Annotated in this window: 21 protein-coding genes; 13 read left to right on the top strand and 8 right to left on the bottom strand. The window is 72.9% G+C overall.

Translation table 11 applies throughout. The features are described from left to right. Genes AB5J55_RS39345 through AB5J55_RS39330 form a run of 4 tightly spaced genes read left to right on the top strand, consistent with a single transcriptional unit; the run spans position 1 to position 3739 of the window. Entirely contained in the window at positions 1-885 is an 885-nt protein-coding gene (locus AB5J55_RS39345) for an AAA family ATPase (protein WP_369276419.1), read from the top strand. 14 nt (positions 886-899) lie between these two features. Next, positions 900-2018 (top strand): VWA domain-containing protein, encoded by a 1119-nt coding sequence (locus AB5J55_RS39340; protein ID WP_369276418.1) that lies wholly within the window; start codon positions 900-902, stop codon positions 2016-2018. After that, entirely contained in the window at positions 2011-3111 is a 1101-nt protein-coding gene (locus AB5J55_RS39335) for an XdhC family protein (protein ID WP_369275218.1), read from the top strand. Before AB5J55_RS39340 ends, AB5J55_RS39335 begins: the two co-directional genes overlap by 8 nt. Before the next feature lie 19 nt (positions 3112-3130). Further along, positions 3131-3739, top strand: a complete 609-nt coding sequence (locus AB5J55_RS39330) for an SRPBCC family protein (protein WP_369275217.1) — start codon at positions 3131-3133, stop codon at positions 3737-3739. A 190-nt stretch (positions 3740-3929) separates the two neighbouring features. Here the strand turns inward: AB5J55_RS39330 and AB5J55_RS39325 are convergent, their stop codons facing one another. Further along, on the bottom strand, positions 3930-4430 hold the full coding sequence (locus tag AB5J55_RS39325; RefSeq protein ID WP_369275216.1) for a metallophosphoesterase: 501 nt from the start codon (positions 4428-4430) through the stop codon (positions 3930-3932). A gap of 158 nt (positions 4431-4588) precedes the next feature. On the opposite strand from AB5J55_RS39325, the gene AB5J55_RS39320 reads away from it, so the two are divergent. Together AB5J55_RS39320 and rfbC are read left to right on the top strand one after the other, a co-directional pair. Beyond that, positions 4589-6523 (top strand): glycosyltransferase family 2 protein, encoded by a 1935-nt coding sequence (locus tag AB5J55_RS39320; RefSeq protein WP_369275215.1) that lies wholly within the window; start codon positions 4589-4591, stop codon positions 6521-6523. 4 nt (positions 6524-6527) lie between these two features. Continuing rightward, the gene (rfbC, locus tag AB5J55_RS39315) at positions 6528-7142 is read left to right on the top strand and encodes a dTDP-4-dehydrorhamnose 3,5-epimerase (protein ID WP_369275214.1); all 615 of its coding nucleotides are present in this window, start codon (positions 6528-6530) and stop codon (positions 7140-7142) included. Positions 7143-7214: 72 nt separating this feature from the next. On the opposite strand, the gene AB5J55_RS39310 is transcribed toward rfbC, so the two are convergent. The 5 genes from AB5J55_RS39310 to AB5J55_RS39290 all read right to left on the bottom strand — a co-directional run bounded on the left by AB5J55_RS39310 (position 7215) and on the right by AB5J55_RS39290 (position 13487). Beyond that, positions 7215-8018 carry a class I SAM-dependent methyltransferase gene (locus tag AB5J55_RS39310; RefSeq protein WP_369275213.1) on the bottom strand — a complete coding sequence of 268 codons (804 nt, stop codon included), beginning with the start codon at positions 8016-8018 and terminating at the stop codon, positions 7215-7217. Beyond that, a complete protein-coding gene (gene rfbD / locus AB5J55_RS39305; RefSeq protein ID WP_369275212.1) occupies positions 8005-8886 on the bottom strand; it encodes a dTDP-4-dehydrorhamnose reductase in 882 nt (293 codons plus the stop codon). The genes AB5J55_RS39310 and rfbD overlap by 14 nt, the downstream gene beginning before the upstream one ends. Beyond that, a complete protein-coding gene (gene rfbB, locus AB5J55_RS39300; RefSeq protein ID WP_369275211.1) occupies positions 8883-9872 on the bottom strand; it encodes a dTDP-glucose 4,6-dehydratase in 990 nt (329 codons plus the stop codon). Before rfbB ends, rfbD begins: the two co-directional genes overlap by 4 nt. Continuing rightward, the gene (locus tag AB5J55_RS39295) at positions 9869-10936 is read right to left on the bottom strand and encodes a glucose-1-phosphate thymidylyltransferase (RefSeq protein ID WP_369275210.1); all 1068 of its coding nucleotides are present in this window, start codon (positions 10934-10936) and stop codon (positions 9869-9871) included. Before AB5J55_RS39295 ends, rfbB begins: the two co-directional genes overlap by 4 nt. A 94-nt stretch (positions 10937-11030) precedes the next feature. Further along, positions 11031-13487 (bottom strand): SpoIIE family protein phosphatase, encoded by a 2457-nt coding sequence (locus AB5J55_RS39290; protein ID WP_369275209.1) that lies wholly within the window; start codon positions 13485-13487, stop codon positions 11031-11033. Between the two features lie 190 nt (positions 13488-13677). Here AB5J55_RS39290 and lanKC point away from each other — a divergent pair, with 190 nt between their 5' ends. The 4 genes from lanKC to AB5J55_RS39270 all read left to right on the top strand — a co-directional run bounded on the left by lanKC (position 13678) and on the right by AB5J55_RS39270 (position 20258). Next, a complete protein-coding gene (gene lanKC / locus AB5J55_RS39285; protein ID WP_369275208.1) occupies positions 13678-16356 on the top strand; it encodes a class III lanthionine synthetase LanKC in 2679 nt (892 codons plus the stop codon). 45 nt (positions 16357-16401) lie between these two features. Next, positions 16402-16512 (top strand): SapB/AmfS family lanthipeptide, encoded by a 111-nt coding sequence (locus AB5J55_RS39280; protein ID WP_048578973.1) that lies wholly within the window; start codon positions 16402-16404, stop codon positions 16510-16512. A gap of 96 nt (positions 16513-16608) precedes the next feature. Next, on the top strand, positions 16609-18318 hold the full coding sequence (locus AB5J55_RS39275) for an ABC transporter ATP-binding protein (protein WP_369275207.1): 1710 nt from the start codon (positions 16609-16611) through the stop codon (positions 18316-18318). Further along, positions 18315-20258 (top strand): ATP-binding cassette domain-containing protein, encoded by a 1944-nt coding sequence (locus tag AB5J55_RS39270; protein ID WP_369275206.1) that lies wholly within the window; start codon positions 18315-18317, stop codon positions 20256-20258. Before AB5J55_RS39275 ends, AB5J55_RS39270 begins: the two co-directional genes overlap by 4 nt. Positions 20259-20261: 3 nt before the next feature. Here the strand turns inward: AB5J55_RS39270 and AB5J55_RS39265 are convergent, their stop codons facing one another. Next, positions 20262-20870, bottom strand: a complete 609-nt coding sequence (locus tag AB5J55_RS39265; RefSeq protein WP_369275205.1) for a LuxR C-terminal-related transcriptional regulator — start codon at positions 20868-20870, stop codon at positions 20262-20264. A gap of 302 nt (positions 20871-21172) precedes the next feature. Here AB5J55_RS39265 and AB5J55_RS39260 point away from each other — a divergent pair, with 302 nt between their 5' ends. Beyond that, positions 21173-23323, top strand: coding sequence for a SpoIIE family protein phosphatase (locus AB5J55_RS39260; RefSeq protein ID WP_369275204.1), 2151 nt, complete (start codon positions 21173-21175; stop codon positions 23321-23323). Between the two features lie 95 nt (positions 23324-23418). On the opposite strand, the gene AB5J55_RS39255 is transcribed toward AB5J55_RS39260, so the two are convergent. Then, positions 23419-24747, bottom strand: a complete 1329-nt coding sequence (locus tag AB5J55_RS39255) for a S1 family peptidase (protein WP_369275203.1) — start codon at positions 24745-24747, stop codon at positions 23419-23421. A 186-nt stretch (positions 24748-24933) separates the two neighbouring features. Between AB5J55_RS39255 and AB5J55_RS39250 the strand changes: the two genes are divergently transcribed. Then, on the top strand, positions 24934-25347 hold the full coding sequence (locus tag AB5J55_RS39250; protein ID WP_369275202.1) for a PaaI family thioesterase: 414 nt from the start codon (positions 24934-24936) through the stop codon (positions 25345-25347). Between the two features lie 484 nt (positions 25348-25831). After that, complete coding sequence (locus AB5J55_RS39245; protein WP_030052098.1) at positions 25832-26047, top strand: hypothetical protein; 216 nt, start codon at positions 25832-25834, stop codon at positions 26045-26047. Positions 26048-26077 lie beyond the last annotated feature (30 nt).

The raw sequence follows: 26077 nt of genomic DNA, 5'->3' as shown, positions 1-26077 counted from the left end.
ATCACCGCACTGGACGGCCCGGAGCAGGTGCGGGCCCGCCTGGAGGAGACGGGGTACCTCGTCGACGACGGGCTGGCCATCGCCTGCTTCCTGGCCCTGCGGCTCGGCCGGCCGCTGTTCTGCGAGGGCGACGCGGGCGTCGGCAAGACCGCGCTCGCCTCCGCCCTCGCCGAGGCGCTCGACGCGCCGCTGATCCGGTTGCAGTGCCATGAGGGCATCGACGCCTCGCAGGCCCTGTACGACTGGGACTTCCCGCGTCAGCTGCTGCATCTGCGGGCCGCCGAGGCCGCCGGGGTGACCGACGCGGACCGGCTGGAGGGCGAGCTGTACGACCGGCGGTTCCTGGTGGCACGGCCGCTGCTCAAGGCGTTGCAGACACAGCCGTCGGTGCTGCTGATCGACGAGATCGACCGGGCGGACGACGAGTTCGAGGCGTTCCTGCTGGAGCTGCTGTCGGAGTTCTCGGTCACCATCCCCGAGCTCGGCACCCTGCGGGCCGAGGAGCCGCCGGTGGTGGTGCTGACCTCCAACCGCACCCGCGAGGTGCACGACGCGCTGAAGCGACGCTGCCTGTACCACTGGTTCGAGCATCCCGGCTTCGCCCGCGAACTGGCCATCGTGCGGCGGCGGTTGCCGGACGTGTCGGCCCGCCTTGCGGAGCAGGTGACCGCGCTGGTGCAGGAGCTGCGCGGACACGACCTGCTCAAGCCGCCCGGTGTCGCCGAGACCATCGACTGGGCCGAGGCCCTGGACGCGCTGGGTGCGGACGAGGTGGACGCGGAGCTGGCGGCGGCCACGCTCGGGTCCGTGCTGAAGTACCGGGAGGACGCGGAACGGGCACGGGGGATGGACCTCGCGGCGGTGCTCGCGACGCGAGGAGCGTGACAGCGGTGAGGGATGTGACCGGGGTACTCGCCGCGGACGCCGCGTTCCTCGGCTTCGCCCGTGCGCTGCGCGCGGCGGGCGTCGACGCCGACGCCGAGCGCGTACACGCCTTCCTGTCCGCGGTGGACGTCCTGCGGCCGGGGATCCGGGCGGACGTGTACTGGGCGGGGCGGCTGACACTGTGCGGGGACCGCGACGACCTGGAGCGGTACGAGCGGGTCTTCGCCGCGTACTTCGGTGACGGTGGGCGGGCCGGCCGTACGGCGTCCGCTCCTCCCCCGCCTCGGCTGCGCCTGGTCGTCAGCGGCGGCACCGGCACCGCCGCACGGCCCGACCGCGAGCACGAGGCGCCACCGGCGGCCTCCCTCGCCAGCGCCGCCGAGGTCCTGCGCCACCGCGATGTCGCCGACCTGGACGCCGCCGAGCGCGAGCAGGTGCGCCGGCTGCTGGCCGCGTTCGCGTTGCGCGGCGAGGCACGGCGCTCGGCGCGCCGCAGTCCGGCCAGGCGCGGCGAGGTCGATCCGCACCGGACGGTGCGGGAGCTGCTGCGGCGCGGCGGGGAGCCCGCGCGTCTGCGGCGGCACGCGCGCACCGAGCGGCCCCGCCGGGTGGTGCTGCTCGTGGACGTGAGCGGCTCCATGTCGCCGTACGCGGACGCGCTCCTGCGTTTCGCGCACGCGGCCGCCCGCGGCAGCCGTACGGAGGTGTTCACGATCGGTACCCGGCTGACCCGGGTCACGCGGGAGCTGGCGCACCGGGACCCCGACCTGGCGATGGCGGCGGTCGCGGCGGCGGTGCCCGACTGGCGCGGGGGTACCCGGCTGGGCGAGCTGCTGCGGGCGTTCCTGGACCGCTGGGGGCAGCGCGGCATGGCGCGCGGTGCGATCGTGGTCCTGTTGTCCGACGGCTGGGAGCGCGGCGATCCGGAGCTGCTCGCGGCTCAGATGCGCCGCCTGCACCGGCTGGCGCACCGGGTGATCTGGGCCAATCCGCGCAAGGCGCGCCCCGGTTACGCGCCCCTGGCGGCCGGGATGGCAGCGGCCCTGCCGAGCGTGGACGCCTTCGTCGAGGGGCACAGCCTGGCCGCCCTGGAGCGGCTGGCGGCGGTGGTGAGAGGAGCGGACGATGCGTGAGATTCTCCCGGCGATCAGCCCCTGGTATGCGGCCGGGGTCCCGTTCGGACTCGCCACCGTGGTCGCCACCAGCCGCAGCGCCCCGCGCGACCCCGGGGCCGCGATGGCGGTGGGCCCCGACGACGAGGTCGTGGGCAGCGTGTCCGGCGGCTGCGTCGAGGGGGCCGTCTTCGAACTCGCGCAGGAGGTGGTGGCGAGCGGCGAGGCACGGCTGGAGACCTTCGGCTACAGCGACGAGGACGCCTTCGCGGTCGGGCTCACCTGCGGCGGCGAGATCACCCTGCTGGTACGTCCCGTGACGGCCGCCTCGGATCCGTCCTTCGGCGAGGTCGCCAAGTCGGTCGCGGCGGGGCGTCCGGTGACCGTGGCGACGGTGACCGACGGGCCCGCGCCGCGCGGGGCGACGCTCGCCGTGTGGCCGGACCGTGTCGCGGGCACGCTGGGCGCGCCCGGTCTGGACGTGGCCGTCACCGCCGACGCGCGCGGCGAACTCGCCCTCGGCGCCACGGGCCTCAGGCACTACGGCCCGCACGGCGAGCGCCGCGAGGACGCGGTCTCCGTCTTCCTGCACTCCTTCGCACCGCCGCCGCGGATGCTGGTGTTCGGCGCGATCGACTACGCGGCCTCGGTCGCCCGCATCGGCGACTTCCTCGGCTACCGGGTCACGGTGTGCGACGCCCGCCCGGTCTTCGCCACGCCAAAGCGCTTCCCGGCGGGCGTCGAGGTGATCGTGGACTGGCCGCACCGCTATCTGAGCGGCACCGACACCGACGAACGCACGGTGATCTGCGTGCTCACCCACGACCCGAAGTTCGACGTGCCGCTGCTGGAGGAGGCGCTGCGCCGCCCTGCGGCCTACATCGGGGCGATGGGCAGCCGCCGTACCCACGACGACCGGATGAAGCGGCTGACCGAAGCCGGGCTCGGCGAGGCCGAGTTGGCCCGGCTGCGCTCCCCCGTCGGGCTCGACCTCGGGGCCCGTACGCCCGAGGAGGTCGCTGTGTCCGTCGCCGCCGAGATCGTCGCCATGCGGTGGGGCGGCACGGGAGCCCCGCTGACGGCCACGGCGGGCGCGATCCATCCATCGTCGTAGCACCCGGTTGGAGGAAGTCATGGAGCTGCACCACGAGTTCACCGTCCCCGTCCCGGTCGACGAAGCCTGGCGTACGCTCCTCGACATCGAGCGCATCGCGCCCTGCATGCCCGGGGCGAGCGTCGAGGAGTACGACGGCAAGACCGTGACCGGTGCGGTGAAGGTCAAGGTGGGTCCGATCACCGTGGCCTACAAGGGCACCGCGGTCTTCGAGGAACAGGACGAGACGGCGCACCGCATGGTGCTCATCGCGAGCGGCCGCGAGACGCGCGGGCAGGGCACCGCACGGGCCACGATGACCGGCACGCTCAGCGAGCACGACGACGGAACGGCCGTGTCGGTGGACACCGATCTGACGGTGACCGGGCGGCCGGCGCAGTTCGGGCGCGGGGTGATGGCCGAGGTGGGTGACCGGCTGGTCGGGCAGTTCGCCACGTGTCTGTCGGAGCGGCTGACCGAGCCGGCGCAGAGTGCGCCGCTCGCCGAGGATGAGGTTGAACAGCCGCTCGACCTGATCCGCACGGCCGGAGTGCCGGTGGCGAAGCGGGCGGGGGCCGCCGTGGCTGCGGTCGGGGTGGTGCTGGTGCTGGTGCGCCTGTTGCGGGGGTGTCGGACGCGGCGCAGGTGAACTCGGGCGTCGATCGACTCCCGAGCGACCCGAGATCAGGGGTGTAAGGCGGACCCGAAGGGGTAGGGGGCGACAAGGAGGCCTGAGGGCCCCCGAAACAACGCCTCTGAGCGGGAAGGAGGTCCATGACAGCGCATCGCAGCGCCCGGGCCGCTTCCCTGCATACGGAGCGGCCCGGATCTTTTTGCGCTCAGCGCGGCGGCAGCCGGTGCAGCTCCACGTCCTCGAGCCTGCCCTCGGTCACGGTCGCCGTCATGTAGGTGCAGTGCGGCTGGCGACGGCGATCCGTCGGAGAGCCCGGGTTGAGCAGGCGCAGACCGGTGGGGGCCGTGGTGTCCCAGGGGATGTGGCTGTGGCCGAAGACCAGGACGTCGAGGTCCGGGAACCTGGCCGCGCAGCGCGCCTCACGCCCCTGGGCGGGCCCGGTCTCGTGGACCACGCCGAAGCGCAGGCCGCCGAGCTCGGTGTACGCCACCTCGGGCAGCCGGGCGCGCAGGTCCGGTCCGTCGTTGTTGCCGTGGACGCCGATGAGTCGGGCGCTGCGGCTCTCCAGCAGGTTGAGCGTGGCCGAATCGACCCAGTCCCCGGCGTGGAACACGACGTCGGCGCGCGGGAGTTCGGCGAGCAGCGGATCAGGCAGTGACTTGGCGCGTTTGGGCAGGTGGGTGTCGGACATCAGCAGCAGGCGCACACCCTCAGGCTACCGGCGCGGACGATCTTCGGCCCGATTCCCGGCGCGCGATCGCCAGGGTTGAGCGGTGTACAAACCCGGTGTCAGGGTTAGCATTTGGCCACGAGCGCCGTAATTCGACGCAAACGCCCAGCGACCCCTAGGGGGCTCGGAGACCGATGCCGGTCAAGGTCAGCGTGGTCGTCCCCGTGTACAACCCGGGGGTTTATGTCGAGGACTGCATCGAGTCGCTGCTGCGGCAGTCGCTGCCTCCGGACGCGTACGAAGTGATCTTCGTCGACGACGGTTCCACCGACGGCACGCCGGCCCGCCTCGACGCGCTGGCCGCTGCGGAGTCCCGGGTGACCGTCGTTCACCAGGAGAACTCCGGCTGGTCCGGCAAGCCCCGCAATGTCGGCATCGCCGCCGCCCGGGGCGAGTACGTGATGTTCGTGGACAACGACGACTACGTCGGCGACGAGGCCCTTGAGCGGATGTACGACTACGGCGTCGCCAACGGCGCCGATGTCGTGGTCGGCAAGATGGCCGGCAAGGGCCGCGGGGTGCCGGTGGAGCTGTTCCGCCGCAACCACCCGCGTGCCACCGTCGAGAACGCGCCGCTGATCGACAGCCTCACCCCGCACAAGATGTTCCGCCGCGCCTTCCTCGACGACATCGGCCTGCGGTTCCCCGAGGGCAGGCGGCGGCTGGAGGACCACGTCTTCGTCACCGAGGCCTATCTGCGCGCGAGCAACGTCTCGGTGCTCAGCGACTACGTCTGCTACTACCACGTCCGCCGGGACGACGCCTCGAACGCCGGCTTCCAGCGCTTCGACCCGGGCGGCTACTTCAAGAACCTCCGCGAGGCGCTGGACGTCGTCGAGCGGTACACCGAGCCGGGGCCGCTGCGCGACCGGCTCTTCCGGCGCTGGCTGCGGGTGGAGATGGTCGAGCGGATGCGCGCCCGGCGGCTGCTCGCCCTGCCGGCGGACTATCGCCGGGACCTGTTCGAGGAGATCCACCAGGTCGTGGTGGAGCGTTTCGGGCCCGGTGTCGCGGCCGGGCTGCAGCCGACGCAGCAGGTCGTCGCCGCGCTGATCGCCGCGGATCGGTACGACGACGTCGAGGCCTTCGCCGAATGGGAGGCCGGCATCGCCCTCACGGCCGTCCCCGAGCGCGTGGCGTGGCAGAACGGCACGCTGCAGGTCGCCTTCACCGCCGAGCTCACGTCCGCAGGTGAGCCGATGACCTTCGCCGCCGGGACCGCCCGCACGCCTCTCGACAGCCCGCCCGAGGACCTCGCCGCGGCCGTCGCCCGGGTGGGCGCCGACACCGTCGACCGATTCGGCAAGGCCACGGCGGACCTGCTGGTGCGCGAGCGTGCCAGTGCCGCCCAGTACTTCCAGCCGTTGGAGTTCACCCGGGAGGAGGTGCCGGCCGGCGACGACGGCCTGGTCCGGCTGGTCCTGCGGGCGACCGCCACCGTGGACCCCGTCGGCCTCACCCGTGACGGCCTGTGGGACGCCCTCGTCCGCGTCAAGCTGGGCGGCTGGACCAAGGAGTGCCGCCTGGGCCCCGCCCCGCAGGGGAACCGCCCCACGCCGTACGCCGCTGTGGCCGGCGGCCACGTGGTCCTGCCGTACTGGACGTCACCGCACGCCCAGCTCGCCCTCGACGTCGACCGCGCGACCCACCGCGTCGGCCTGGGCGCGCTCACCCCGGCCGGGATCACCCTCTCGGGCAACCGCCTGCGCGCGCAGCTCCCCCTGCACGTCCCCGACGACGGCACCGAGGTGACGCTCCGGCTCACCGCGTCCGGCGCCGCCCACGAGGTTCCCGCCACGCTGTCCCCGCACGGGGCCGGGGCGCTGCTGGCGGCCGTGCTGCCGCTCGGCGAGCTGAGAGGGGCGACTTGGCGGGCAGCGCTCGGCGTGCCGGGGCCGCGCCTCCTGCCGCTGCCCATCGCCCTGCGCTCCGGGGCCGGCGGAGTGCGCGTGGTGCAGGCGCCGCGCCCCAGTGCGCTACGACGCTTCGCCCGCAGGGCACGACGCAGGCTCGGTACGGCCCTGGGCCGGACGGCGGCCCGGCTGCAGGCCCTGGCCACGAGGAGGTGAGGACATGCGATCGCTCGGCATCGAAGGCGCCTGGGCGCTGGAACCCAAGGTCTTCCCGGACGACCGGGGCAGTTTCCACGAGTGGTACCGAGGCGCGGAGTTCCGCGAGGCAACCGGCCACGACCTGTCCCTGGCGCAGGCCAACTGCTCCGTCTCCCGTTGGGGCGTACTGCGGGGCGTGCACTTCTCGGACGTGCCGCCCGGTCAGGCCAAGTACGTCACCTGTGTGCGCGGCGCCGTCCTCGACGTGGTCGTCGACATCCGCCTCGGCTCCCCCACCTTCGGCCGCTGGGAGGCCCTGCGCCTCGACGACGACAGCCGACACGCCCTGTTCCTCGCGGAAGGCCTCGGCCACGCCTTCATGGCACTCACCGACGACGCCACGGTGGTCTACCTGTGCTCGACCGGGTACGCCCCCGAGCGCGAACACGGGGTGCACCCGCTGGACCCGGACCTGGCCATCGCCTGGCCCGAGGACATCCCACCGGTGCTGTCCCCCAAGGACGCACAGGCGCCCTCACTGTCGGAGGCACGGGAGGCGGGCCTGCTCCCGTCGTACGGGGACTGCACCGCCCACTACGCCCGGCTCCGCACCGCAGGCGGCCCGGCAACGCCCTGACGGGCGCGGGGAACTGCGCGACCAGCCACGACGTGCCCGCAGACATGCGACTGCAGAACCCGGCGCTACCGCTCAACCGCCGGAGGCTACCCCCGCAACCGCAGCCCGCAACGGCACCCACGCCCGCCCACGCCGCACACCGAGCCTGCGAGCCCGCGCCAGCGACCGCCAGAAACCCGCCCCGAGCAGCACCTCCGGAGCCACCGCCGACGCCCGGTCCAGGATGGCCTCGGGCACCTTCTGCGGATCGGGCACCTCGTACTCGGCGACGATCTCGTCGTACCGGTCCCGCAGCACCGTGTTCCTGGGATCGGCCCCGAAGACGACGAGCTGCCCGGTGGGCTGGGTGTCGACCAGGACGGTCACCAGATCGGGCCGGTACCGCCCGAGAATCTCGGCGATCTTGTACACGTCGCCGGTCCACGCCCCGGTGTGCCGGTCGCGCGCCGCCTCGTCGACGTTGCGCGGCAGCATGTCGTCGAAGACGATCACGCTGGTCCAGTCGGAGTGCCGCTCGATGTTCATGAAGTCCCGCAGCGCGTACTCGAACAGGTGCATGCCGTCGATGAACGACAGGTCGAGGACGGTACGCCGCCAGTACCCGAACGGCTTGCGGCCGCGGCGCAGGTTCCGCACCGGATGGCGGCCGCCCCTGAGGTGGACGAGCGGGTTGTCGCGGGCGAAGAAGTCGTCGCTGGTGGCCTTGACCAGGTGGACGTCGCAGCGGATTTCCGTGACGACCTTGAAGGCGGGATCGACGGCGATGGTGGGCACGCGGGAGAGCCTCAGGCTGCGGCCGTCGTTGACACCGATCTCCAGGTAGTTGCGGTTGCCGCTGACCTTGTGCAGTTCCCGCAGGAACTCATGGCGTTTCACGAAGGGTCTCCTTGCGGATCCGGGGCAGTGCTTCGTGCAGGGCGGTGCGCCAGTCGCGCGCTCGCGCGAGGCCGAGCCGCTGCCGACGGCCGTGCGCGAGGACGCTGTACGCGGGGCGGGGCGCGGGCCGGGGGAAGGCCTCGCTGGTGACGGGGCGCACCCGGTCGGGGTCGGCGCCGAGGAGCCGGAACACCTCGCGGGCCAGGTCGTACCAGGTGGCCTCGCCGGAGTTGGTGGCGTGCAGGACCCCGGTCATGTCACGGCCGACACGCGGGCCGAGGTCGGCGATCGTCGCGGCGACGTCGGCGCTCCACGTCGGTTGGCCGCGCTGGTCGTCCACGACGCCCACGGTGTCCCGGCGGGCCTCGAGTTCCATCATCGTCCGCACGAAGTTGCGGCCGTGGACGCCGTAGAGCCACGCGATGCGCACGACGGCGCTCGCGTCCGGGAGTTCGTCCAGTACGGCCCGCTCACCTGCCAGCTTGGTGCGACCGTAGGCGGTGCGGGGGGCGGGTGCCGCGTCCTCGGCATAGGGGGTGCGGGCGTCTCCGGCGAAGACGTAGTCGGTGGAGACCTGAATCAGGCCGGCCTCGTACGCGGCGCAGGCCCGGGCGAGGAGGCGCGGGCCGTCGCCGTTGACGTGCAGGGCGCGTTCCTCGTCCTGTTCGGCATCATCGACGGCGGTGTAGGCGGCGCAGTTGACGACCACGTCGGGGCGGTGTGCGGCGAGGGCACGGTCGACGGCGCCGGGGGCGGTGATGTCGAGGGCAGGGTGGTCGAGGCCGGTCACCTGCTCGTCGCGGGTGCGCAGTTCCTCGACCAGGTCGCGGCCGAGCATGCCGCCCGCTCCGGTGACCAGCCACCTCATCCGTGCTCCTCGCCGACGCGGCGCTTGAGGGGTTCCCACCAGGCGCGGTGGTCGCGGTACCAGGCGACGGTGCCGGCGAGGCCCGATGCGAAGTCGTGGCGGGGCCGGTAGCCGAGTTCGGTGCGAGCCTTGGTCCAGTCGACGGAGTAGCGCAGGTCGTGGCCCTTGCGGTCCTCGACGTGCTCCACCCGGTCCCAGTCGGCGCCGCAGGCCTCGAGGAGCAGGGCGGTGAGGTCCTTGTTGCTCAACTCGGTGCCGCCGCCGATGTTGTAGACCTCGCCGGGGCGGCCCTTGGTGCGGACGAGGTCGACGCCGTGGCAGTGGTCGTCGACGTGCAGCCAGTCGCGGACGTTGAGGCCCTCGCCGTACAGGGGTACCCGCTCGCCGTCGAGGAGGTTGGTGATGAACAGCGGGACGACCTTCTCGGGGAACTGGTGCGGGCCGTAGTTGTTCGAGCAGCGGGTGACGCGGACGTCCAGGCCGTGGGTGCGGTGGTAGGCGAGCGCCAGCAGGTCGGAGGAGGCCTTGGAGGCGGAGTACGGCGAGCTGGGCCGCAGCGGGTCCTCCTCCGTGGCGGAACCCGTCGCCACCGAGCCGTAGACCTCGTCCGTCGAAACGTGCACGAAGGGTGCGACGCCGTAGCGCAGGGCCGCGTCCAGCAGGGTCTGGGTGCCGACCACGTTGGTGAGGACGAAGTCGCCGGCGCCGGTGATCGAGCGGTCCACGTGGGACTCGGCGGCGAAGTGCACGACCTGGTCGGCCTCGGCCATCAGCTTGTCGACCAGTTCGGCGTCCCGGATGTCGCACTGCACGAACTCCAGCCGGGGGTGGTCGAGTTCGAGGTTGTCCAGGGTGCCGGCGTACGTCAGCTTGTCCAGCACCGTGATCCGCGGCGCCTCGGGCGCGTCGGGTGCGTCGCGGGCGAGCAGCGTGCGGACGTAGGTGGAGCCGATGAAGCCGGCGGCGCCGGTGACGAGAAGGTTCATGTGTGGATCTGCACCTTGCTGTGGTCTCCGAGGACGAGGCGGTGGGCGCTGGGGACGCTGGGCGCGGGGGTGACCTCGACGTGCCGGCCGATGAGCGAGGACTCGATCCGGCCCACTCCCCGGATCGAGGAGTCCCGCAGCACGATGGAGAACTCCAACTCGCTGTCGCTGATACGGCAGTTCTGTGCGATGGAGGTGAAGGGGCCGACGTAGGAGTCCTCGACGACGGTGCCGGCGCCGACGACGGCGGGGCCGACGATGCGCGAGTTGAATATGCGTGCCCCCTCCTCGACGACCACGCGTCCGACGGTCTCCGAGGCGTCGTCGACGTCCCCGTCGATGCGGCGCGTGAGGCCCTCCAGGACGGTCCGGTTCACCTCCAGCATGTCGGCGACGTTCCCGGTGTCCTTCCAGTAGCCCTTGATGACCGTGCAGCGCACGTCGGCGCGGGCGTCGATCAGGTGCTGGATGGCGTGGGTGATCTCCAACTCGCCGCGCCAGGACGGTGTGATGGCGCGGACCGCGTCGTGGATCACCGGGGTGAAGAGATAGACGCCGACCAGGGCGAGGTCGCTCTTGGGGTGCTCCGGTTTCTCCTCCAGGCCGACGACCTGGCCCGCGTCGTCGAGTTCGGCGACGCCGAAGGAGCGCGGGTCCTGGACGCGGGTGAGCAGGATCTGGGCGTCGGGGCGGTTGCTGCGGAACTCGTCGACGAGACCGGCGATTCCACCGACGATGAAGTTGTCGCCGAGGTACATCACGAAGTCGTCGTCGCCGAGGTAGTCACGGGCGATGAGCACGGCGTGGGCCAGTCCCAGGGGCCGTTCCTGGGGAATGTAGGTGATCTCCAGACCGAACTTGGAACCGTCTCCGACGGCGTCCTGGATCTCCGCGGCGGTGTCACCGACGATCACACCGACCTCGGTGATCCCGGCCGCGGCGATGGATTCCAGCCCGTAGAAGAGCACGGCCTTGTTCGCCACTGGGACTAGTTGTTTGGCCGAAGTGTGCGTGATCGGCCTCAGGCGCGTACCGGCGCCACCGGACAGCACGAGAGCCTTCATCGGTTCACCTTAGCCCCGATTCGGCCAATTTGATGGTGCCGGGATTGGCTCGCTCGCAACTTCCACGCCACCGATCGTTCACCGGAGCGCGGTCTCAGCCGCCCAGGACGATCTCGCTCCACACCTGTTTTCCGCCACTGACCGGCACCGTTCCCCAAGTCGCCGCCATGGCCTCGACCAGGAGGATGCCGCGCCCGCCGGTGGCCTCCCAGCTGATGCTGGTCGGTTTGACCGGTGTGCGCGGCGAGGAGTCGGCGACGGCCACGCGCAACCGGTGGTTGACGAAGGTGAGGTCGAGGCGGACCCGGCCGTCGGTGTGCACGAGGGCGTTGGTGACGAGTTCGGAGACGACGAGCAGGACGGCGTCCATGTCCTGCGGCGGCACCCCCCAGGCGCGCAGGGTGCGCCGGGTGAAGCGGCGGGCGTGGCCGACGGCCTGCGGGACGCGCCAGACGGTCCAGCTCTCGCGCAGGGGCCGTACGGCCATGCCGTCGTAGCGCATCAAAAGCAGCGCGATGTCGTCGCTGCGGCGGGCGCCCTCGAGCAGGGTGTCGGCGACGAGGCCTAGGTGGGCGGGGTCGGAGCGGGCGAGGTCCAGGGCGAGCCGGGCCATGCCGGTGTCGATGTCGGAGTCGGCGGACTCGACGAGGCCGTCGGTGGTCAGGGCGACCACCGTGCCGGGCTGCAGCCCGAGCGGGCTCATCGGGAAGCCGGCCTGCCGCACCACGCCGAGCGGCGGGCCGCCCTCGGCCTCGGCGATCTCCGTGCTGCCGTCCGGGTGGCGCAGCACCGGCGGGGGGTGACCGGCGCGCACGCACCAGGCGGAGCCCTCCTCCAGGTCGACGTCGACGTAGCAGCAGGTGGCGAAGAGGTCGGTCTCCATGTCCATGAGGAGGCGGTTGGCGTGGTCGACGACGACGTCCGGGGGGTGCCCCTCGGCGGCGTAGGCGCGCAGCGCGGTGCGCATCTGGCCCATGAGGGTGGCGGCGGCCGCGCTGTGGCCCTGGACGTCGCCGATGACCAGGGCCACGTGGTTGTCGGGCAGCGGGATCACGTCGTACCAGTCGCCGCCGACCTCCAGTCCGGCCGTGGTCGGTAGATACCGGGCGACGGCCTCCGCGCCGGGCAGCCGGGGCAGCCGGCGCGGCAGCAGCTGGCGCTGGAGCATGCCGACGAGTTCGTGCTCGGCGTCGAAGGCGTGGGCGCGCAGCAGGGCCTGGCCGGCGAGGCCGGCGGAGGCGGTGAGCAGGGCGCGCTCGTCAGGGCCGAAGTCGTGCGGGGCGTCCCAGCCGATCAGGCAGGCGCCGACCATCCGGCCCCCGGCGGGCAGCGGCAGGACGGCCAGGCCGCCGGGGCCGACGTCGGCGAGGGCCGGTTCCAGCAGGCTGCCGGCGGGCCAGATCTGGGCGCGGCCCTCGCGCAGGGCGGCGGCGAGGGTGGGCATGGCGCGCACGGGCGCGTCGGGCCATTCGGTACGCCACTCCACGCGCCACAGCTCCGGCCAGGACTCGGGGTCGGGCGGGTCGAGGACGGTGACGACAAGGCGGTCGCTCTCCAGCTCGGCGAGGGCGATGCGGTCGGCGCGCAGCGGCTTGCGCAGGGCCGTGACGACGGCGTGACTGACGTCGCGGACGGTGCCCGCGGTGGCGAGCGCGGCGGCGAGGCGCTGGACGCGGGCGACGTCGGTGACCTCGGCGCGCAGGGTGGAGGCGTCGGCCACGGTGCCGACGATGCGGGCCGGGAGTCCCTCGCCGCCGGGCAGCAGGCGGCCGCGCAGCCTGAGCCATCTGGGCGGGCCGGTGGGCTGAAGGACCCGGAACTCCAGGTCGCGGTCGCCGAGCGCCGTGTGGTCGGCCTCGACGACGGACATCAGGGACGGCAGGTCCTCCGGGACGGTCAGCCCCAGCAGGGTCTCGACCTTGCCGTCGAACTCGTCCGGGCCGAGTCCGAACAGCGCCAGGATGTCGTCGCCGACCTCGACGCGGCCGGTGTCCATGGCGAGGCTGAACGCGTTGGCCGGCAGCTCGCCCCCGTCCGTCGCCGCGGGCAGGGCGGGGAAGGCGACGGCCTCGGCGATCAGCTCCAGGCACTCCCGGTCGTCGGAGTCGAAGCCGCCGGGGCGCTCGCTCACGGCCAGCAGACAGCCGTCGCCCTCGTCGCCGTGGGTCGGCAGGGCCGCCAGGAAGAAGTCCGGGCCGGGTGCCCGTCGGGACTCCGTTCGCGCGGCCAGTTCCGCCGGGCCCAGCCACCGTGCGTCTCCGCTGCGCAGCGCGCCGGCCACCGCGGACCGGCCGGAGCGCGGGTAGCTGTCGCGCAGTCCGTAGAAGGTCCTCGGCACACCGGCGGACTCGACCAGGCACAGCAGGTCCTCGTCCTCGCCCGGCGCGTACACGGCGGCGAGTGTCGCTCCGCCGAAGACGAGCGCCTGCTCGAGCACGCGGCGCAGTCGGTCCGGTGAGTCCGGATCGGCGGCGACCGTCTTGAGGGCAACTTCGGCACGAAGCCTTCTCGTTCCGCGTTCCGCGGCGCCCTCACCGACCACGTCCGCCATTACAGCGCTTATCAGACACCTGCGCAGCCCCTGTGGCGCGTTCCGTGAAGCGGGCGGGATTCCGGTGCTCGAAAGGCCCCGAACATGTCTTTACGCATGCGTTCCGCACGGTGATCTCGTGACAGTCGTGACTGTCCGTAGCCGTTGCATCGCTGGAAGTCTCGGTGCCGGACCTGCCGAGGGGGGACGCATGGACAAGCGCTACGAGGTGTACGCGCTCGCCGACAGGCACTTCTACGAGACGCCGGACCGGCTGTCCGCGGGCGCGCAGGGCGCCGCGCGTCTGTACGAGGCGGCGCGCGACGAGGTCCCCGACAACTGGACGGCGGCACGGATCGGCGACTGGCTGATGCTGACGCCGCTCGGCCCGGACGGCGCCCCGCTGCCGGGCCCGGCGCAGGGCTGGAAGATCCATGCCTCGGCCACCCTGGCGAACGCGGAGCAGATCGCGCGGATCGTGTGGGACTACTGCGTGCCGAGGGGCATCCCGTTCAAGTTCGTGCCCGGCCCGCAGCTGCTGCATCTGCGCAACGCCAAGTACGCGGGACGCGACTCCAGCGGCAAGTTCGTCACCGTCTACCCGGCCGACGAGCAGCAGCTCCACACGGTGCTGCGCGAGTTGGGCCGGCTGCTGGAGGGGTTCGAGGGGCCGTACATCCTCACCGATCTGCGGTGGGACGACGGTCCGCTGTACGTCCGCTACGGCGCCTTCGCGCGCCTCTTCGTGGTCGACGACCGCGGTTCGCTGGTGCCGGCGGTGCGGGACGGGGAGGGCCGGTTGGTGCCGGACCGGCGGGCGCCGTCCTTCCAGGTGCCGGAGTGGGTGACGCTGCCCGAGTTCCTCGCGCCGCAGCTGGCGGCCCGCAACACCACGACGGTCGGCGAGTTGCCGTACCGCATCGAGAAGGCGCTGCACTTCTCCAACGGCGGCGGGGTGTACACGGGCACCGACACGCGGGACGGACGCAAGGTGGTCCTCAAGGAGGGCCGCCCGCACGCCGGCCTCGCCGCGGACGGCGCGGACGCCGTGACCCGGCTGGAGCGGGAGCGGCAGGCGCTCGAGCAGCTGGCGGGGACCGGTGTGGTTCCCGAGGTGCGCGACTGGTTCCTGCTCGGCGATCACCGCTTCCTGGTCATCGACTTCGTGGCGGGGCGCCCCCTCAACTCCTTCTTCGCCGAACGACACCCGCTGATCGGCCCGGACCCCGAGCCGGGCGCCGTGGCCGACTACACGGCCTGGGCCCTGCGCATCCACCGCGCCGTCGAGCGTGCGGTGGACACCGTGCACGGGCGCGGGATCGTCTTCAACGACCTGCACGTCTTCAACATCATGGTCGCCCCCGACGAGGAGTCGGTGTCCCTGCTCGACTTCGAGGCCGCGGCCCCGGTCGGCGAGAACGGCCGCCAGGTCGTCGCCCACCCCGGCTTCCTGGCCCCGGCCGACCGCAGGGGCGTGGACGTCGACCGCTATGCCCTGGCCTGCCTGAGGCTGGCGATGTTCCTGCCGATCACCTCGTTGTTCGTGGTGGACCGCGACAAGGCGGCGCACCTGGCGGACGTGATCGCAAGTCAGTTCCCTGACGTGCCGCGGGAGTTCCTGGACGAGGCGGTCGCCGAGATCTGCCGTGACGTGGCCGGTCCCGAGCGTGCAGCGCACACGGCCCGCGCCCGCTCCGCGTCCTTCGTGGAACCCGGCGACTGGCCCTACAGCCGCGATTCGATGGTCAAGGCGCTGCTCGCCTCGGCCACCCCGGAGCGTGAGGACCGGCTCTTCCCGGGCGACGTCGCCCAGTTCTCCGACGGCGGCGGGCTGGGCCTCGCCCATGGCGCGGCCGGCGTGCTGTACGCCCTGGCCGCGACCGGCGCCGAGCGCTACGACGAGGGTGAACGCTGGCTGCTGGACCGCACCGACCCGCCACCGGTCGGCACTGCGCTGGGCCTGTACGACGGTCTCGCGGGCGTGGCCCACGTCCTCGACATGCTCGGCCACCGGCAGCGCGCCCTGGACCTGATCGACACGGTCCTGCGCGAGAGGTGGCAGCGCCTCGCCTCCGACCTGCGCGGCGGACTGGCCGGGCTGGGGCTGGTCCTCGGCGGGCTCGCCGACACCACCGGCGAGCCGGAACTGCGCGAGCGGGCGGCGGAGGCCGCGGACATCCTCGTACAGCGGCTGACCGCACCGCCCCCGTCCGGGGCCCGGCCGCGCGCCGGACTGCTGCGGGGCGCGAGCGGACCCGCGCTGTTCCTGCTGCGCCAGTACGAACGGACCGGAGACCGGCGACTGTTGGACGCGGCCGGCGAGGCGCTGCGCCAGGACCTGGCGTGCTGCGTGGAGCAGAAGGGCGGCTCGCTGGAGGTCGACGAGGGCTGGCGGACCATGCCGTATCTGGGCGACGGGAGCGTCGGCGTGGGGATGGTCGTCGACGACTACCTCGCGCACGCCGCCGGCAGCGACGGCGGGGCCGCACGGACCGCGCGGGACTCCGGCGTCGGCACGGACGCGCTCGAGCGGGCCCGCGCCGGCATCCTCACCGCCGCCACCTCACGTTTCTACGCTCAGCCCGGCCTCTTCCAGGGACGTGCCGGGATGATCCTGCACCTCAGCCGTACGACGGCACCGGGCGCGGACGCGGACCGGCTGGCCGGGCAGATCGCCGGGCTCGGCTGGTACGCGATGTCCTACCAGGGCCAACTGGCCTTCCCCGGACACCAGATGATGCGGCTCTCCATGGACCTGGGCACCGGAACGGCCGGCTGCCTGCTCGCGCTCGGAGCCGCCCTCGGCGCCGACGCGGCGAGCGCCACCCCGGCCCACCTGCCCTTCCTCCCGCCGCCGACGCGGCACCCGGAACGCGGCTCCGCCACCTGACGGAGTCGTGACACAACCCCGTCCCCACCAATGAGAGGACTCGACATGGCACTGCTCGACCTGCAGACGATGGAGACCGAGGAGTACACCGGCGGCGGCAGCGTGGCCAGCCTCCTCCTGTGCGCCAGCCAGGCCAGCATCACGCTCTGTCTCTGACGGACATCGCGCAACCGCGGCCCCGGGCGGTCTCCCTCCCTCACGGGAGGGCCGCCCGGGGCCCTTGCCCGGACGAGGGAGTGAGGCCGCAGCCGTATGAGGCGCACGACGACTCCTGCCGACGACGCTTCCCGAGCCCTGTTGCGTGCGGCCACCCGGCACAGCGGGACCCGCACGGCAGCCCTGTGTCTGGTGGCGACGGCCGCGACCGGGGCCGGGCTGCTGCTGCCCGCCGCCCTCGGGCGGACCCTGGACCTCCTGCTGGCCCGGGCGCCGGCGACGAGCTGGGTCCTGTGCTGCGCCGGACTAGTACTGCTGCTCGCCCTGCTCGACGGATGCCAGAGCGTCCTCGTCGGCACCGTCGACGCCCGGACAACCGCCTGGCTGCGGCGGCGGCTGACCGGTCACGTCCTGGCCGTGGGCCCGCGGGCCACCGCCCGCTTCGGGTCCGGCGACCTGGTCGCACGGCTCGTCGGCAACGCCGCGCAGGCCGGCACCGCACCGGCCGCCCGTGCCGCACTGCTCGCCGCGCTCGCCGGACCGGTCGGGGGCATCGTCGCCCTCGGCCTGATCGACCTGTGGCTCGCGGCCGTGTTCCTCGCCGGGGCGCCGGTACTGGCCGCCCTGCTGCGGACCTTCGCCCGCGACACCTCCCGCTGTGTGAGCCGCTACCAGCAGGAACAGGGCCGGATCGCCGCCGCGCTCGCCGAGGCCGTCGACGGCCACCGCACCATCCGCGCGGCGGGTGCGACGGACCGGGAGACGGCGCGGATCCTGCGGCCGCTGCCCGAACTCTCCCGTGCCGGGCACCGGATGTGGCGGGTGCAGGGGCGGGCCGCCGCTCAGGCCGTCACCGTGGCCCCGCTGCTGCAGCTCGGTGTCATGGCCGTCGCCGGCGTCCTGCTCACCCAACACCGGCTGTCCGTCGGCGAGATGCTCGCCGCCTCCCGTTACGCGGTACTGGCGACCGGCGTCGGCGTGCTGGTCGCCCAGCTCGCGAGCCTCGCCCGCGCCCGGGCGGCGGCCGGACGCCTCGGCGAGGTCGTCGCCGAGCCCGCCCCCGCCCATGGCGTGCGCCGACTGCCTCCCGGCCCCGGCCGCCTGGAACTGCGCGGCGTGACCGCCCGGCGCGGCGGACACACCGTGCTGGCCGGGATCGACCTGGTCGTCCCCGGCGGCACCACCCTGGCCGTGGTCGGGCGTTCCGGCGCGGGCAAGTCGCTGCTCGCCGCGCTCGCCGGGCGCCTGGCCGACCCGGACGACGGCGAGGTCCTGCTCGACGGAGTGCCACTGACGGAGCTGACCCACCACGACCTGCGCCGCGCCGTCGCCTACGCCTTCGAGCGCCCCGCCCTGCTGGGCGGCACCGTCGAGGACGCGATCGGCCTGGGCCTGCCGGACCCCTCCCCCACCCGCATCCGGGAGGCTGCCCGCACGGCCCACGCGGACGACTTCATACGCCGCCTGCCCCACGGCTACGGCACGGCACTTGCCGACGCCCCGCGCTCCGGCGGCGAGTCCCAACGCCTCGGACTCGCCCGGGCATTCGCCCACGACGGGCGCCTGCTGATCCTCGACGACGCGCTGTCCAGCCTCGACACCGTGACGGAGGCCCGCATCACCCAGGCCCTGACCGGCGGCTCGTCCGCCACCCGCCTGCTGGTCGCCCACCGTGCGGCGACAGCGGCCAGGGCCGACGCCGTGGCCTGGCTGGACGGCGGGCGGGTGCGCGCGGTCGGGCGGCACCAGGAACTGTGGGACATCGCGGAGTACCGGGCGGCATTCGCCGGGGAGGAACCGGCGTGACCCGTGGCCTCTACCCGCGCGCGCTGCGCTTCCTGCGGGCCCGATGGCCCGTCCTCCTACGGCTCGCCCTCTGGTCGGTGCTGGAGACGGGACAGGGCTTCCTCATCGGGTACGCCCCGGCCCGCGCCCTGGACGACGGGTTCCTCCGGGGCCGCACGGAGGTCGGGCTCGGGTGGCTCGGTGTCGCCGGTCTCGGGGTCGTCGTCGGCGCGTACGGCACGGCTCGCGTGTACGGGGCCGTCGCGGCGCTGGTCGAACCGCTGCGGGACCGGCTCGTGACGCGGGTCGTGGAGCGCGGGGTACGGGAGGCGGACCGCGGGGCGCTGTCCCGGCTCACCCAGCAGGTGGAGATCGCGCGGGACACCTTCGCGGGGCTGGTCATGGTGTCGCGGTCGTTCGTGTTCACCGCGGTCGGCGCGCTGGCCGGCCTGTTCTCACTGGCCCCGCTGCTGCTGCTCGTCGTGCTGCCGCCGCTGGCCGCGGGAGTGGGCCTGTTCGCGGTGACGCTGCGTCCGCTGGCCCGCAGACAGGAGGTGTTCCTCGCGGCCGACGAGGCCCTGGCCGACCGGCTCGGCGCCGTCTGCCCCGGTCTGCGGGACATCACGGCGGCCGGCGCTCAGGAGCGGATGGCCGCCGATGCCGGGGACCTGGTGGACGCCGAGCAGCGGGCCGCCCGTTCCCTCGCCCGCTTCGGTGTGCTCCGCGTGGCCGCCCTCGCCCTCGGCGGACAGCTCCCGATCGTGCTGCTCCTGGCCACCGCGCCGTGGCTCCTGCGACACGGCGTCACCACCGGCGCCCTGGTCGGCGCCCTCGCCTATGTCACCCAGTCCCTGCTCCCGGCCCTGCACAACCTGGTCCACGGCCTGGGCACGAGCGGCTCACGGCTGGCGGTGGTGATACGGCGGCTGGTGCCGGAGGAGAGCGGGTCGGACAGGGCCCGGCGGCTCGGCGTGCCAGGCGTGCCAGGCGCATCCGACGCGGCCAGTGCGCCGAGCAAGCCGGATGCCTCCCGAGCGGCGACCGACCGGGGCACGCTCGGCACCACCGGTGCGCCGGCCGGCCAAGCCGAGGCGCCCGTGGCCACCGGGCCGCCCGCATCGCCCACTCACCTCGACGACAGCCCGGCCCCGCCCCCACCTCCCGCCGACACACCCGCACCCTCCCCGGACCACGCCGACTCCCCGCGACCGACCACAGAACTCCCTCGCCCCACCACCCCCGGGCCCCCCGCCCTCACCCTCACCTCCGTCACCTTCGCCTACGGCCCCACCGCGCTCCCCGTGATCGACGACCTCGACCTCTCCCTCCCGGCCGGCTCCCACTTGGCCGTCGTCGGGCCGAGCGGGATCGGGAAGTCCACGCTGACGGCGCTGGTGGCCGGGCTGATGGAGCCCCGGTGCGGCACCATCCGGGTGTGCGGGGAGGCAGTGCCGGGACCCGGGGCCGCCGCGCGACGGGTGCTCATTCCGCAGGAGGCGTACGTGTTCACCGGCACCCTCGCCGAGAACCTCGCCCTGCTGCGGCCGGACCCCGTCTCCGAGGCGGAGCTGCTCGCCGCCGCCGAGGCGGTCGGGCTGGCGCCGCTGCTCGACGCGCTGGGCGGGCCGCAGGGCCGGGTGGACCCCGGGGCGCTGTCCGCGGGCGAGCGGCAGTTGATCGCGCTGACCCGGGCCCACCTGTCCTACGCCCCGCTCGCGCTCCTCGATGAGGCGACCTGCCACCTCGACGCGCGGGCCGAGGAACGCGCGGAGCAAGCCTTCGCGGCCCGCCCCGGCGGCACTCTGGTCGTCGTCGCGCACCGCATCAGCTCGGCCCGCCGTGCCGACCGCGTCCTGATGATGGACGGCCGCGACACGGCGCACGGCACCCACGACGAGCTCGTACGGCGCTCGGCGCGCTATCGCGAACTCGTCGGCGGCTGGACGCCCGTGCCGCGGTAGTGGTCAGAGCCAGCCCTCGCCCTGGGAGATCCGGATCGCGTCGATGCGGTTGCGGGCCCCGGTCTTGCGGGTGATGGCCGCCATGTAGTTGCGCACCGTCCCGTGGGACAGGTGCAGGCTCCCGGCGATCTCCGCGACGGAGGCCCCCTCCGCCGCGAGGGACAGCACGCTGAGCTCACGCCGGGTCAGCGGCATTTCGGCGGCCTTGAGGAAAGCAAAGCCCAGCGAATCGTCGACGAAACGTTCCCCCTCGGCGACGCGCCGGATGCCGCGCACCAGCCGGTCCGGCGAGCCCTCCTTGTCGACGTACCCGAGCGCCCCCGCCTCCAGGGCCCGCTTCAGCAGCCCCGGCCGGTGAGCGCTCGCCAGCACCAGCAGGTGCGGCGGCGTCCGGCCCGCGTCCCGTAATCGCAGCTCGGCTAGCGGGGGTATGCCGTACGTATCCGTGCAGTCCAGGTCCACCGCGCACACGTCCGGTCGGACGGAACGCACGCGCGCGGGCGCGCTGCGCCAAGGGGCGTCGTACACCTCCAGGCCCGGATCTCGGCGCAGCCACTCCGCCAGCACCGATCGCACCAGACACGCGTCATGCACCACAAGGACCCGAATCACTGCCGCCCCTCCACCCCGTCGTTCGTCGCTCTCATGGTGTTGAGCGCGTGCCCCATTGTTGGCGTCCATGACCGTCTGCGGGCGCGAAGATCCGGCCATCAGGGTGCGCGGGGGCGCACGCGAGGCGCCCGTACGCCGGGGTCGCGCATCGACTGTGGGGGCATGGGCTGACGCCCAGGGGGTAAGCGCCGCCCTTGCTGTGCCGGGCGGTCCGGCGGTGCTCGATGCCGCTCGCCGTGCGCGGCGGGCCGCGAGGAGGGAGATTTAAGCCCTGAGAGCCGTCGCGCGGCCCTGCGGAGGAGGTGGTCGGCGTGTCCGACGGGCAGACGTCCGCCCAGGCGCCGGCCGCCGCGCGGACCCGGGTCGGCCGGCCCCTCCTGTCGCTGGCGCTTGCCTCGATGATGGACGAGGTGCACGCGCACTCCGGTGCGGTGTACCTGCTGGCGGCCGACGAGCCCGTGCTGGAGATGGCGGTGATGGCCGGCCTGCCCCGGGCGTTCGCGGCGCCCTGGGAACGGGTCGGGCTGAGCGCGCCGATCCCGGTCGCGGAGGCCGTGCGTGAGCGGCGGCTCGTCTGGGTCAAGGGCGAGGAGGACATGGCGGCCCGCTATCCGCGGATCGCCGTCGTCCTGCCGTATCCCTTCGCGCTGGCCGCGCTGCCCGTGGCCACCGAGACCACCGCCTATGGCGCGATCTTCGTGACCTGGCCCGGCGCGCACCCCCCGGAACTGTCGGAGCGGGAGCGCGACCATCTCACCGCCGCCTGCCGACGGCTCGCGGTGCGGCTGGAACGCGCCCTGGAGGAGAGCCTTCCGCCGCTGCCGGAGCCCGATCTGGTCGCCGGGCCGGCGTTCAGCGGCGCCGCCGGCACGCTCGGCACGGTGGAGGCGGCACGCATGGTGTCGCGGCTGCCGTACGGCCTGTGCTCGCTCGATCTGCACGGCCGGGTCAGCTTCGCCAACCCCGCGGCGGCCGAGCTGATCGGCGTCCCGGTCAACCGGCTGCTCGGCAACCAGCTGTGGGCATCGGTGCCGTGGCTCAACGACCCGGTGTACGAGGACCGCTACCGGGCCGCGCTGATGAGCCAGCACACCACGTCCTTCCTGGCGCTGCGCCCGCCCGGCGACTGGCTGTCGTTCCGCATGTATCCGAGCACGACCGGTCTGAGCGTGCGGATCAGCCGGGCCCGCGCGGTGGCGGAGATGGGCAGCAGTGGGCCGCGGCAGGACGACCCGCCGGGCCGGCTGGTGACCATCTCCCAGGTGCTGAGCCTGGCCGGCGCGCTCACCGAGGCGGCGAGTGTGCAGGACGTGGTGCAGCTGGTCGCCGACGAGATCGTCCCGGCCGTCGGCAGCCAGGCGCTGGTCGTCCTGGGATCGCGGGCGGGCCGCCTGCACGTGCTCGGTCACCGCGGTTATGCGGATCCGCAGGTCGTCGAGCGCTTCGACGGTCTGCCGCTGACCGAGCTGACACCGGGCACACACGCGCTGACCACCGGCGTGCCCGCGTTCTTCGACTCCCAGCAGGAGCTGGAGCGCCTGTATCCGACGCGGTCCTCGACGCCCGACGGCTTCGCGGCCTGGGCGTATCTGCCGCTGATCGCCTCGGGACGGCCGGTGGGCACCTGCGTGCTCGCCTACTCGGAGCGGCATCCCTTCCCGGCGGACGAGCGGGCGGTCCTGACCAGCCTCGGCGGGCTCATCGCGCAGGCGCTGGAGCGCGCCCTGCTCTACGACGTCAAGCACCAGCTGGCACACGGACTGCAGGCCGCCCTGCTCCCGCACTCGCTGCCGCCGCTCGCCGGCGTCGAAGCGGCCGCGCGCTATCTGCCCGCCACCCAGGGGATGGAGATCGGCGGTGACTTCTACGACCTGGTGCCGATGGAGGACGGGTTGACGGCGGCGGTGATCGGGGACGTGCAGGGGCACAACGTCACGGCGGCCGGCCTGATGGGCCAGATCCGCACCGCCGTACGGGCGTACACGACCGTCGGTCAGGCTCCGGAGGAGGTCATGCGCAGCACCAACCGGCTGCTGCTCGACCTCGGCTCCGACCTGTTCGCAAGCTGTCTGTATCTGCGCCTCGATCCGGAACACGGGCGGGCGGTGATGGCCCGTGCCGGGCATCCGCCGCCGCTGCTGCGACGGCCGGACGGACGCGTGCGGGTGCTCGACCTCGCGGGCGGCCCGCTGCTGGGCATCGACGGCTCGCCCACGTATCCGACGACGGAGGTCGAACTCACGCCAGGCTGTGTGCTCGTCCTCTACACCGACGGGCTGATCGAGTCCCCCGGCGTCGACATCGAGGACGCGCTCGCCGAGCTCGGCCAGTTGCTCGCCGAGGCCGGGGAGCTGCCCTTGGACGAACTCGCCGATCTGCTCGTGCAGCACAGCGCGTCCAGGCACGAACGGGTCGACGACGTGGCGCTGCTGCTGTTGCGGGCGCGCGGCTGACGGCTGCGGACACGACAGCGGTCCGACCCTCCCGCCGGAGGGCCGGACCGTGTTGTCGTCCGGATCACTCGGATCCGTGCGCCGGTGTCAGGGCGTCAGTTCCCGACGCCGTTTCCGACGATCTCGCCGAGGCCGTTGCCCGTGCCGTCGGCGTTGCCGCCGCCGACCTCTTCACCGGCACCGGCCTCCTCGCCCGCACCGGCTTCCTCACCGGCACCGGCCTCTTCACCAGCGCCGGCCTCTTCACCGGCACCCGCTTCCTCGCCCGCGCCGGCCTCTTCACCGGCACCCGCGCCGCCGCCCGCGGCGTCACCGCCGAGGGTCGCGCCGACCGCCTCCAGGGCGGTGGTCACCGGCTGGAAGAAGGTCTCGCCGCCGACCGTGCAGTCACCGCTGCCACCGGAGGTCAGGCCGATCGCCAGTCCGTCCTGGGTGAACAGGGAGCCGCCGCTGTCGCCGGGCTCGGCACAGACGTCGGTCTGGATGAGCCCGGTGACGGTGCCCTCCGGGTAGTTGACGGTGGCGTCGAGTCCGAGGACCTGACCGTCGTTCAGCCCGGTGGTGCTGCCCATCCGGAAGACCTGGAGTCCCACCTCGGCGTCCGCCGCCTGGCTGATCGGGACGGCCTGGTCGCCGACGTTGACCTCGCTCGGCGCCTCGGTCGCCGGGTCGTCGTACTTCACGAGCGCGAAGTCGCCGTCGCCGGGGAAGGTGGACTGGTCGACGGTGGCGATCGGCTGGCCGCCCTCGGTGTCCGACCACTCGTTGCCGCCGAGGGTGCAGTGACCGGCGGTCAGGAAGGCGGGGGTGCCGTCGCCCGCGGTGACGTTGAAGCCCGCGGAGCAGCGTGAGCCGCCGGCGAAGATGGCGTCGCCACCGGAGAGGAACGTCTTGAAGGTGCCGGCCGACTTCTTGATGGTCGCCATGCCCGAACCGAGGCTGTCGACGGTCGACTCCAGCTGGTCCCAGTTGTCGCCGGTGACGGTGCTGTCGGCGGTGACGAGGATCTTGTTCGTTCTGGGGTCGACCGACCACGCCGTGCCCGGGATGGTCGCCTCGGACTTCAGGGTCTGCGCGCCGGACGCGAGCTCGTTCAGGCTGTTCTCGACCTCGCGGACCTTCGCGCCGGCCTGCTTCGCCTGGACGATCACGTTGTTGTTGTCGCCGGGGATGACGTTGACGACGAGCTGCTGGCTCTCGGCGTCGTAGTACGAACCGGCGAAGGCGTCGCCGAGCAGTCCCGCGAGCTGCGAGGCGAGATCCGAGGCGTCCGCCGCCTTCAGGGTCTTGGGAGCGGCGGCGCTGTCCGTCGCGGCGTCCTGCGACGCGTTGGCGTTGGGCAGCAGGATCGCGGCCGCTCCGAGCGCCACCACGCTGCCCGCTGCTATCGCGGCCTTGCGCTTCGGAATTCGCTTGTGACTCAAACTTCTCGACCTCCTGGGGGACGGGGTCTGTGCCGCCTCGTGCGGCAGCTTTTCGGGGCGCCTGGTTGGCAGTTGGTACGCACGGGCCGCGCGGGGCGTTCAATTCCGTTTCATCGCGTCGCGTTCGCAACACCGAATCGGCCAAGGAACGCACCTGTCGGTCCGGCGGCGGGAACAATCCCCCATATGACGATGACCACCGCTGAAGCCGACAAGATCCTCTCCGCCAACTTCGCCCCCTGGGTCCTCGACTTGGGCCTGTCCGTCGAGGCGGTGGAGGGCCACCGCGCGATCCTGCGCATGCCCTGGTCGGACGGGCTGGCCCGGGAGGGCGGCGCCCTGTCGGGGCAGGCGCTCATGGCCGCCGCCGACACCGCCACCGTGATCGCCGTGTCGGCGGCGCGCGGGTCGTACGTGCCGATGACGACGGTGCAGCAGTCGACGTCATTTCAGCGCGCCGTGATCGGTTCGGATGTCCTGATCGAAGCGGTCGTCACCAAGCTGGGCCGTCGCATGGCGTTCGCGGACATCGCGATGACCGACGAGGGGTCGGGGGAAATCGCGGCCCGGGCGAGCACGGTGTACGCCCTTCTGGGCTGACCGAGCCGACACGATCCGCTACCGATCAGTAACGGTCGGTTGAGAAAGTGGAGCGGAATCCATGCTTCAGCGAATCTGCACATTCAATACTCAACGAAGTCACCGGGGGCCGAGGTTCTGCACAGGGGCGCTACCGGCGGTCACCCCCTTGAGGCCGGAGTGTCGGATTCGCCGCCACCTTCACCACCCTGCCGTGAGGCGATGCAACAGCTCGTCCGAGCCGATGCTGTGACGCATGTGAAGAAGTCGCCGACAAGACGTGGCGACTTCTGCACGGATCGATGCCGCTGAGATCAAAGTGCCCTGGTGAGGCCGAAGTTTGATTGGAAGCCCGTACCCGCAGCGTGCTTTGATCCATCGCACCGCAGGGGTCGTGAACGCCTCCCGGAAACGGGAGGCGGATGCCTGTGGTCGCGGCCGTCATCTGTCCCCAGAGGGGGCCGCTCCCCCTTGTGAGATATCCATTAGGAAGGGAAGTTCCATCATGAACTCCACCCCCCAGGTTGCGACCGTCGAGATCTCCGACGCCGAGCTCGACAACGTCTCCGGCGGCCTGCAGGTCAACGCCGTGAACGGTGCCCTCGACGCTGTCAACGGCATCGCCCCGGTTTCCGGCCTGGTCGACACGGTCGTCGGCACCGTGGAGGGTGTCACCGGCCTGAACACCGCCCCGGTCTCGGGCCTGGTTGCCGGTCTCTGATCGCACCTTTCATACCACTGAGTCCCGGAG

It is taken from the genome of Streptomyces sp. R11, assembly GCF_041051905.1.
Classification (GTDB): domain Bacteria; phylum Actinomycetota; class Actinomycetes; order Streptomycetales; family Streptomycetaceae; genus Streptomyces.
This window is presented reverse-complemented; position numbering and strand designations above follow the sequence as displayed.

Excerpts from the sequence above, each read along its gene's own strand:
- AB5J55_RS39335 (WP_369275218.1), top strand. The coding sequence starts at position 2,011 with ATGCGTGAGATTCTCCCGGCGATCAGCCCCTGGTATGCGGCCGGGGTC.
- AB5J55_RS39330 (WP_369275217.1), top strand. The coding sequence starts at position 3,131 with ATGGAGCTGCACCACGAGTTCACCGTCCCCGTCCCGGTCGACGAAGCC.
- AB5J55_RS39320 (WP_369275215.1), top strand. The coding sequence starts at position 4,589 with ATGCCGGTCAAGGTCAGCGTGGTCGTCCCCGTGTACAACCCGGGGGTT.
- rfbC (WP_369275214.1), top strand. The coding sequence starts at position 6,528 with ATGCGATCGCTCGGCATCGAAGGCGCCTGGGCGCTGGAACCCAAGGTC.
- rfbD (WP_369275212.1), bottom strand. The coding sequence starts at position 8,886 with ATGAGGTGGCTGGTCACCGGAGCGGGCGGCATGCTCGGCCGCGACCTG.
- rfbB (WP_369275211.1), bottom strand. The coding sequence starts at position 9,872 with ATGAACCTTCTCGTCACCGGCGCCGCCGGCTTCATCGGCTCCACCTAC.
- AB5J55_RS39295 (WP_369275210.1), bottom strand. The coding sequence starts at position 10,936 with ATGAAGGCTCTCGTGCTGTCCGGTGGCGCCGGTACGCGCCTGAGGCCG.
- AB5J55_RS39290 (WP_369275209.1), bottom strand. The coding sequence starts at position 13,487 with ATGGCGGACGTGGTCGGTGAGGGCGCCGCGGAACGCGGAACGAGAAGG.
- lanKC (WP_369275208.1), top strand. The coding sequence starts at position 13,678 with ATGGACAAGCGCTACGAGGTGTACGCGCTCGCCGACAGGCACTTCTAC.
- AB5J55_RS39280 (WP_048578973.1), top strand. The coding sequence starts at position 16,402 with ATGGCACTGCTCGACCTGCAGACGATGGAGACCGAGGAGTACACCGGC.
- AB5J55_RS39275 (WP_369275207.1), top strand. The coding sequence starts at position 16,609 with ATGAGGCGCACGACGACTCCTGCCGACGACGCTTCCCGAGCCCTGTTG.
- AB5J55_RS39250 (WP_369275202.1), top strand. The coding sequence starts at position 24,934 with ATGACGATGACCACCGCTGAAGCCGACAAGATCCTCTCCGCCAACTTC.
- AB5J55_RS39245 (WP_030052098.1), top strand. The coding sequence starts at position 25,832 with ATGAACTCCACCCCCCAGGTTGCGACCGTCGAGATCTCCGACGCCGAG.